The following is an 8,612-nucleotide window of genomic DNA, read 5'->3' on the forward strand; positions in this document are numbered from 1 at the left end:
AGCCCGACCCAACCCGATCTGTTCCCGCTCCAGCGGGCTCAACCTCGACGCCATAACCACCCCAACGAAGAAAACGGAAGGGTGTTGCAACCACCAGTTGAGCCCGCCCTGAAGACGGAAACTGTCCAAGATCTCGCGGACATCGACCACGCTGACGAGGGGGCGGCGTGGTGGCGCGCGCCAACCACCGCTGGAGGGCGGCCGGGCACAGCGTCGGGCAGGGCGGCACCGGGACCGCGAGCCAGGGAACGGTCAGTCAGCGGCGAGGAAGGCCAGCACCCGCGACCAGGCCGCCTCGGCGGCGTCCGGGGCGTACTCGGCGAGGTCCGGGTCGGTGAACAGGTGCCCTGCGCCGGGATAGCGGAACACGGTCAGGTCGGCACCGGCGTCGGTCATCGCCTCCTGCCACTCGTCGACCTCGTCCGGCGCGTCGTACGGGTCCGGGTCGGCGAGGTGCAGCTGCACCGGCAGGCCGGGCCGGACCGCGTCCGGCGCACCACCGGTGCCGTGCAGCAGGAGCAGGCCGGCGGCCTCGGGGCGCTCGGCGAGCAGCGCCCCGGCGACGCCCGCGCCCATCGAGAAACCGGCGAGGACCGTCTGCGGCGGCAGGTCACGCAGCGCCGCCCGGGCCCGGTCGAGCACCACGTCGTGGCCGATCTTGTCGAGCAGCGCGAAGCCCTCCTCGACGGTGTCGGTGGCCGGAGCGCCGTACAGATCGGGGGCGGTGACCCGGTGCCCGACGGCGCGCAACCGGTCGGCGGCGGCACGAACGGCGGGCCGCAGCCCGTACACGGAGTGGAACAGCACGACGTGTCGCATCGGGCCATCCTCCCGCAGCCGGGCGTGGGCCCGGCCGTGGCGCGCGGGACGGGGATCAGACCAGCGCCGCCAGCCGGGCCACCAGGGCCGTCGGCGGTGGCATCGCGGCGATCTCCTCGCTGACCTGCGCGGCGGCCGTGCGCAGGCTCTCGTCGGTGAGCAACCGGGTCAGCGTCTGCGCGGTGATGTCGGCCGGACGCAGCGCGAGGCCGGCACCCCGGCGGGCCACCAGCTCGGCGTTGTGCCGCCGGTCCCCCGGACCCACAGTGGCCAGTTGCGGCAGGCCTGCGGCGAGGGCGCCGAGAACGCTGCCCGCCCCGCCGTGGTGCACCAGCGCGGCGCTCGCCGGCAGCGCCTCGTCGAGCGGGATCCAGTCGACCACCCGGACGTTGGCGGGCAGCGAACGAGCCGAGCGCTCGTCGGGCCGCACCAGCACGATCTCGGCGTCCACCTGGGCCGCGGCGGCCACCACGGCGGGCATCGGCCCCCGGTCGCCGGGGCCGGTCAGGGTGCTGCGGGTGACCAGGATCCGGGGGCGCTCGCCCGGCTCGCGCAGCCAGGCCGGCAGTTCACCGCCGCCCACGTAGGACGTGTAGCGCATCGGCCAGCCGTGCTGGGTGGCCACGCTGGGCGGTGCCACGGCGAGGGCGGCGGCGGGTGGTGGCAGCTCCGTGAGGCCGTGCCGGCGCAACGCGGCACCGAGCTGGGCGGTGGTCGCGCCGACCAGGGCCCGGCCGTCGAAGAGGGCGTTCTCCTGGCGTACGGCCGGCACACCGAGCCGTGCCGCCGCCACCGCGCCGGCGACCGCGAACGGCTCGTGAACCACCAGATCCGGACGCCACTCGGTGGCCAGCGCGACGACCGGGTCGGTGAGCTGGTCGTTGAGCGCGCCGAAGAGCAGGCCGGCGCCCCGGGTGCCGGCGGTGCCGGCCATCTCGGCGCGCGCGATCAGCGGATGGCGGAGGAAGACCCGCTGCGCGATCCGGCCGAAGTTGAAGCCCGGCGCGACGTCGTGCACGGCCAGACCGGCGTCGCCGGCGGCCATCGCCCCACCACCGGTGGCGACCAGCACGTCGTGGCCGGCGTCGCGCAGTGCGACCGCGAGTGGCACCAGGGGAAAGACGTGCCCGACGAGCGGGGCGGAGACCACCAGCACGCGCATGGGTCGCATCGTAGGTCGGCGGCGCCGGGCGCGCTGACCCGTCGACCGCCCGCCGAGGGCCGTCAGCCGCCGCGCTTGTCGACGATGCGGCGCATCTTGCCCATCGACCGTTCCACCGAGTCCGGGTCGAGCACGTCCACCGCGACGCTCACCCCGATGGTGTTCTTCACCAGCTCTGCCACGCTCGCGCCGGCCCGCTCGGCGGCGTCCACGGCGACCCCGACGCGCCGCTCCACCCGTACGGTGAGGGTGTCCAGCCGGCCCTGCCGGTCGAGGACGCACTGGAAGTGCGGCGACAGCTGCGGCGTACGCAGGATGAGCTCCTCGATCTGCGTCGGGAAGATGTTCACCCCGCGCAGGATCATCATGTCGTCGGTCCGGCCGGTGATCTTCTCGATCCGGCGCATCGGCCGCGCGGTGCCGGGCAGCAGCCGGGTGAGGTCCCGGGTGCGGTAGCGCACGACAGGCATCGCCTCCTTGGTGAGCGAGGTGAGCACCAGCTCGCCCCGCTCGCCGTCGGGCAGCACCGCCCCGGTGAGCGGGTCGATGATCTCCGGGTAGAAGTGGTCCTCCCAGAGGTGCAGCCCGTCCTTGGTCTCGACGCACTCGGTGGCGACGCCGGGGCCCATCACCTCGGAGAGCCCGTAGATGTCGACGGCGTGGATGTCCAGCTGCTGCTCGATCTCGCGGCGCATGTCCTCGGTCCACGGCTCGGCGCCGAAGATGCCCACCCGCAGTGACGTGGCGCGCGGGTCGATGCCCTGGCGGCGCATCTCGTCGACGATGGCCAGGAGGTAGCTGGGCGTGACCATGATGACCTCGGGCTCGAAGTCTCGGATCAGCAGCACCTGTCGTTCGGTCATGCCGCCCGAGACGGGGATGACAGTGCAGCCCAGCTCCTCGGCCCCGTAGTGGGCGCCCAGGCCGCCGGTGAAGAGCCCGTAGCCGTACGCGACGTGCACCCGGTCGCCGGGACGGCCGCCGGAGGCGCGGATGGACCGGGCCATCAGCCGGGCCCAGGTCCGCAGGTCGTCGCGGGTGTAGCCGACGACTGTGGGTCGGCCGGTGGTGCCGGAGGAGGCGTGCAGCCGGGCGACCTGCTCCCGGGGTACGGCGAACATGCCGAACGGGTAGTTGTCGCGCAGCTCTGCCTTGCCGGTGAACGGGAAGCGGGCCAGGTCGTCGAGGTCCCGGCAGTCGTCGGGGTGCACCCCGACGGCGTCGAACGCCCGACGGTAGTGCGGCACATTGTCGTACGCGTGCCGCAGCGACCACCGCAGCCGTTCGCGTTGCAGGGCGCGCAGCTCGTCGATGTCGGCGCGCTCGATCGGCTCCAGCTCTTCCGGACGAGGGGTGCGGTCCTGCATCGCCTGCCTCCTTGCGCGACGGTCCCGGTGCGGGCTGCGGGTACCGTACGCCGGCCGTCGACCGGAGGCGCGAGGTGAGGGGCGCCGGGTCGGGCGGGATGCCCGACCCGGCGTCGCTCCGATCATCGCTCCGCCATCATCCTGCAATTGCAAAAGATGTGCAACAAGTTCTGGACCCCGCCCGGTCAGGTAACTAGCCTGGACGTCATGAGTCCTTACATCACGAATCCGTCGGCATGGCAGGAGAGCTGGGACCGCCAGCAGGAGGCCTACCTGCCGGACCGGGAACACCGCCTCGCCACCATGCTCGACGCCGTCGACGCGGTCCTCGACGGCCGACCCCCGCGCCTGCTCGACCTGGCCGGCGGCACCGGCACCATCTCGCTGCGGACGCTGGCACGCTTCCCCGACGCCGAGCTGACGTTGGTGGACCTCGACCCGGCGCTGCTCGCCATCGCCGGCGCCTCGCTGGCCGGGCGGGCCACCATCGTCACCGCCGACCTCGCCACGCCCGACTGGCGCTCGACGCTCCCCCACTCCGAGTACGACGCCGTTCTCACCGCCACCGCCCTGCACTGGCTGCCGGCCGACCGGCTCGGCGTGCTCTACGCCGAGCTGCGCGACGTGCTGCGGCCGGGTGGGATCTTCGTCAACGCCGACCACATGCCGGACGACACGCTGCCGGAGTTGACCAAGCGACTGCTGGACCGGGCGCGGGACCGGCGCAATGCCCGCTACGCCGCCGGTTCGGTGCTCTCGTGGTCGGACTGGTGGGAGCGGGCCGCCGCCGACCCGGCGCTCGCCCCGCTGGTGGCACAGCGGCACGCCATCTATCCGACCGGGCACAGCCCGGAGTGGAACCCGCCGGTCTCCTGGCACCTCGCCGCGCTCCGCGAGGCCGGGTTCGGCGAGGTCGGCACGGTGTGGCGCGGCGGCCCGGACGCCGCCGTCGCGGCGGTGCGCTGATCAGCACCCGTGCTGGTAGGAAGGACTCGTGTCAGAGCCCTTCGAGCCGCGTACCGACCCCGACGTCGACAGGCATGTCCCCGCCGACCGGCGGGAGTTGACCACCCGTCCCGTGACGGTGCTGGCCACGATCGCGGCCGGCGGGGTGCTCGGCGCGCTGGGCCGGGCCGGCCTGCAGCACGCCGCTCCGCATACTCCTACCGGTTTTCCCTGGGCGACGTTCGGCATCAACGTGTCCGGCTGCCTGCTGATCGGCGTGTTGATGGCGGCGCTCGGGCACCTCGGCGGTGGACACCCGCTGGCCCGCCCGTTCCTCGGGGTCGGGGTGCTCGGCGGCTTCACCACGTTCTCCACCTACGCCGTGGACATCCAGCAGGCGCTCGTGGCGGGCGCCCCGGGCACCGCGTCGGCGTACCTGGCCGCGACGGTGCTCGGGGCGCTCGTCGCGGTCGGGCTGGGCGAAGCCGTCACCACCGGGCTGCTGCGGCGTGGGACGGCGGCCCGATGAGCGTGCTGCTCATCGCGCTGGGAGCGGCCGTCGGCGCACCGCTGCGCTATCTCACCGACCGGGCCGTGCAGTCCCGGCACGACTCTTCGTTCCCCTGGGGCACGCTCACCGTCAACGTGGTCGGCTCGCTGTTGCTCGGCGTCCTCGTCGGAGCACCGGTCGGCCCCGCGGCCAGCGCGTTGCTCGGCACCGGCTTCTGCGGTGCCCTGACCACCTACTCCACCTTCAGCTACGAGACGCTGCGCCTGACCCGGGGCGGTCACCGCCTCCTCGCGCTGGCCAATGTCGTGGGCAGCGTCGCCGCCGGGCTCGCCGCAGCCGCCGCCGGCTACACCCTGGCCCGCGCCCTGGCCGGCTGACCTGCGAAAGTCGTGCCCTGAGCCGGGAGCACACCGGGGGTATATACGCGAGGTATACCTCCGGTGTAGTCTCCTGGCATGAGCGTGCCACTGACCCTTCTCGGCCTCCTCGAACGGGAGCCCAGCCACGGCTACGACCTGAAGCGCGACTACGACGCCTTCTTCGGCCGGGGCAAGCCACTGCCGTTCGGCCAGGTCTACTCCACCCTCAGCCGCCTGGCCCGCGACGGCAAGGTGGTGATCAGCGACGTCGCGCCCGGCTCCGGCCCCGACCGCAAGCGCTACGTCATCACCGACGTCGGCGCCACCGAGGTCGAGCAGTGGCTCACGCAGCCGGTCGACCCGGAGCCGCACCTGCAGACGGTGCTCTTCGCCAAGGTCGTGCTCGCGCTGATGCTCGACCGTCCCGCCGCCGACTACCTCGACACCCAGCGCAGCGCGCACCTGCACCGGATGCGCGAGCTGACCGAGATCAAGCGGGCCGGCAGCCTCGTCGACGCCCTGCTGGCCGACCACGGCCTCTACCACCTGGAGGCGGACCTCCGGTGGATCGAGATGACCGGCGCCCGCCTGGACGCCCTGCGCAAGGAGGTGCGGCGATGACAGTCGTGATCGAGGCCCGCGACGTGGAGTTCGCCTTCGGCCAGACGCCAGCCCTGCGCGGCGCGAGCGTCGCCGTGGACGCGGGCGAGATCCTCGCCATCATGGGCCCCAGCGGGTCGGGTAAGTCCACCCTGCTGCACTGCCTGGCCGGCATCCTCGTGCCCGACTCCGGCGAGATCCTCTTCGACGGGATCCGGGTCGACGCACTCGCGGAGGCCCAGCGCAGCAGTCTGCGCCGGGACCGGTTCGGCTTCGTCTTCCAGTTCGGTCAGCTCGTCCCCGAGCTGACGGCCGTGGAGAACGTCGCCCTTCCCCTGCTGCTCAGCGGCGTCCGCCGCACCCAGGCGCTCACGAAGGCGTACGCCTGGTTCGCGCGCCTCGGCCTGGACGGCCTGGAGCAGCGGCGCTCGGGCGAGCTGTCCGGCGGGCAGGCGCAGCGCGTCGCCCTCGCCCGCGGCCTGGTCGCCGAGCCGCAGGTGCTCTTCGCCGACGAGCCGACCGGCGCGCTGGACTCGCTCACCGGCGAGCAGGTGATGGATCTGCTTGTCGACGCCGCCCGCGAGCAGGGCACCACAGTCATCCTGGTGACCCACGAGCCCCGGATCGCCGCGTACGCCGACCGCGAGGTCATGGTCCGCGACGGGCGCGTCAACGCGCCGGACCGGATCGCCTCATGATCCGCTTCGGGCTCCGCCTCGCCGTGGCCGGTGGTCGTGAGGCGCTCACCCGCCTGCTCGTCATCGCCGCCGCCGTCGCGATCGGCAGTGGGCTGCTGCTGACCACCCTCGCCGGGGTCAACGCGGTGAACGCCCAGCTCACCCGGTACGCCTCGATGTATCCCAACGCCTCGGCCGGCGACGCCGACCCGCTGTGGTGGTCGACCCGGTTCGACTACTTCCACGGCAGGCAGATCGTTCGGATCGACGTCGCCGCGACCGGCTCTACCTCGCCCACCCCGGTCGGTGTCCCGACCATCCCTGGTCCCGGCGAGTTCTACGCCTCGCCCGCGTTGCGCGACCTGCTGGCCGCCCACCCGACCGACCAACTGGGCGACCGCTACCCGGGGCGGGATCTCGGCACTGTGGGTCAGGCCGCGCTGACGTCGCCGGACACCCTGCTCGTCATCGCCGGCGGCACGCCCGACCAGGTCGCCAAGCTACCCGCCGCGAAGCAGGTCACAAGCGTCGGCGACACCCCCGCCCTCCCCGAGACCACTGTGGACCTCATCCTGGGGGTGGTCGCCGGCGGGCTGCTGTTCCCGGTGCTGATCTTCATCGGCACGGCCACAAGGCTCAGCGCGGCCCGCCGGGAGCAGCGCTTCGCCGCGATGCGCCTGGTCGGCGCGACGCCCCGGCAGATCTCGATGGTCGCCGCCGTGGAGGCGACCGCCGCCGCCGTCGCCGGAACCGCCGTCGGCTTCGGCCTGTTCTACGCCTTCCGCGATCCGCTCGCGGGCATCCCGTTTACCGGCATGCCGTTCTTCCCCAATGACATGTCGCTGGGCGTACTGAACGTCCTACTCGTGGCGCTCGGCGTACCGGCCGGCGCGGCGGTGGCGGCCCAGGTCTCGCTGCGCCGCGTACGGATCTCCCCGCTGGGCGTCACCCGCCGGGTCACCCCCCGCGTCCCGAGCGCGTACCGGCTGATCCCGGCCCTGCTCGGTGTCGCGGTGCTGTTCTTCGCCGTCGGCTTCAAGCCGGAAACGTCTGACGGCCAGACCGCGATCTTCCTGCCCGGGCTGCTGCTCATCATGGCCGGCCTGGTCTTCGCCGGCCCGTGGCTGACGATGGTCGGCGCCCGCGTCCTGGCGCGGTACGCCAACCGCCCGGCCACGCTCATCGCCGCGCGTCGCCTCGCCGACAACCCGAAGGCCGGCTTCCGGGCGATCAGCGGCATCATGCTCGCGCTCTTCGTGACGAGCGTGGCCGTCGGCGTGATCACCACGATCATCGCCAACCGGGGTCCAGCACCGGTCGGCTCGACCGACGCCGGCACGGTGACCACAGTCTTCGACGAGAAGGCGTCATCGGTGCCCGACACGGTCTTCGCCGAGCTGCACGCGATCAGCGGCGTGCGGTCCGCGACAGCGATCCGGGAAGCCCCGGACATCAACACCGGCGGCGAGGGCGGGGTGATCGCCTGCGCCGACCTCCCGAGCGCGTACGGGCGGTGCGCGCAGGGCGCCACAGTCATCGAGGTGCCGATAGGTCTGAGCCGCTGGCAGGAGTCGGCGTCGTCCACAACGGAGTGGCACGCGGCGTCGGTCACGCTCGACGACCTCCAACGGCTGCCGGTGATCTCGGTCGTCGTGGGCACGGACGGGTCGGCAGCCGCCGTCGAGCGCACCCGCACCGTGCTGGAGGTCGCCTTCCCGACCTTCTGGACGGGGCCGAACGTGCCAGGCGACTTCGAGTCGGACTTCGCCAACACGCTGCGCGGCTGGGAGCAACTGGCGAACGTCATCATCGTGGCCAGCCTCGCGCTCGGCGGGTGCAGCCTCGCGGTGAGCGTCATCGGTGGTCTCACCGAGCGCCGACGCCCGTTCAGCCTGCTGCGCCTCAGCGGCGCTCCGGTGCGGGTCCTGCGTCGGGTGGTGGCGTTGGAGAGCGCCGTGCCGATGCTCGCCGTCGCCGCGGTCGCCATCGGGATGGGCCTGCTCGCCGCGCACCTGTTCCTGCGGGCACAGATGCACTACACGTTGATCGCGCCGGAGCCGCGCTTCTACGTGATCGTCGTCGTCGGACTGGTCGCCTGCCTCGGCGTCATCGCCTCCACGATGCCGCTGCTGGAACGCATCACCGGGCCGGAGACCGCCCGCAGCGAGTAGT

The 8,612-nt window shown here is 72.9% G+C and carries 9 protein-coding genes; 6 read left to right on the forward strand and 3 right to left on the reverse strand.

Annotated elements, in window-relative coordinates; all coding sequences use genetic code 11:
- Window positions 1–252 precede the first annotated feature (252 nt).
- From AB0K10_RS08975 to paaK, 3 genes are all read right to left on the reverse strand, one after another.
- Window positions 253–837 carry a dienelactone hydrolase family protein gene (locus AB0K10_RS08975; protein WP_363682191.1) on the reverse strand — a complete coding sequence of 195 codons (585 nt, stop codon included), beginning with the start codon at window positions 835–837 and terminating at the stop codon, window positions 253–255.
- Between the two features lie 37 nt (window positions 838–874).
- Window positions 875–1,981 carry a nucleotide disphospho-sugar-binding domain-containing protein gene (locus AB0K10_RS08980; RefSeq protein WP_363681453.1) on the reverse strand — a complete coding sequence of 369 codons (1,107 nt, stop codon included), beginning with the start codon at window positions 1,979–1,981 and terminating at the stop codon, window positions 875–877.
- A 62-nt stretch (window positions 1,982–2,043) separates the two neighbouring features.
- On the reverse strand, window positions 2,044–3,348 hold the full coding sequence (paaK, locus tag AB0K10_RS08985) for a phenylacetate--CoA ligase PaaK (protein ID WP_363681455.1): 1,305 nt from the start codon (window positions 3,346–3,348) through the stop codon (window positions 2,044–2,046).
- Window positions 3,349–3,555: 207 nt separating this feature from the next.
- Here paaK and AB0K10_RS08990 point away from each other — a divergent pair, with 207 nt between their 5' ends.
- From AB0K10_RS08990 to AB0K10_RS09015, 6 genes are all read left to right on the forward strand, one after another.
- Window positions 3,556–4,314 carry a class I SAM-dependent methyltransferase gene (locus AB0K10_RS08990; protein ID WP_363681457.1) on the forward strand — a complete coding sequence of 253 codons (759 nt, stop codon included), beginning with the start codon at window positions 3,556–3,558 and terminating at the stop codon, window positions 4,312–4,314.
- Between the two features lie 28 nt (window positions 4,315–4,342).
- Window positions 4,343–4,822 (forward strand): CrcB family protein, encoded by a 480-nt coding sequence (locus tag AB0K10_RS08995; RefSeq protein WP_363681459.1) that lies wholly within the window; start codon window positions 4,343–4,345, stop codon window positions 4,820–4,822.
- On the forward strand, window positions 4,819–5,181 hold the full coding sequence (gene crcB, locus AB0K10_RS09000; protein WP_363681461.1) for a fluoride efflux transporter CrcB: 363 nt from the start codon (window positions 4,819–4,821) through the stop codon (window positions 5,179–5,181). The genes AB0K10_RS08995 and crcB overlap by 4 nt, the downstream gene beginning before the upstream one ends.
- Window positions 5,182–5,259: 78 nt before the next feature.
- Window positions 5,260–5,784, forward strand: coding sequence for a PadR family transcriptional regulator (locus AB0K10_RS09005; protein WP_363681463.1), 525 nt, complete (start codon window positions 5,260–5,262; stop codon window positions 5,782–5,784).
- Window positions 5,781–6,461: an ABC transporter ATP-binding protein gene (locus tag AB0K10_RS09010; RefSeq protein ID WP_363681464.1), complete on the forward strand. Its 681-nt coding sequence runs from the start codon at window positions 5,781–5,783 to the stop codon at window positions 6,459–6,461. Before AB0K10_RS09005 ends, AB0K10_RS09010 begins: the two co-directional genes overlap by 4 nt.
- The gene (locus AB0K10_RS09015) at window positions 6,458–8,611 is read left to right on the forward strand and encodes an FtsX-like permease family protein (RefSeq protein WP_363681466.1); all 2,154 of its coding nucleotides are present in this window, start codon (window positions 6,458–6,460) and stop codon (window positions 8,609–8,611) included. The genes AB0K10_RS09010 and AB0K10_RS09015 overlap by 4 nt, the downstream gene beginning before the upstream one ends.
- Window position 8,612 lies beyond the last annotated feature (1 nt).

It is taken from the genome of Micromonospora sp. NPDC049274, assembly GCF_040678875.1.
Taxonomy (GTDB): Bacteria; Actinomycetota; Actinomycetes; order Mycobacteriales; family Micromonosporaceae; genus Micromonospora.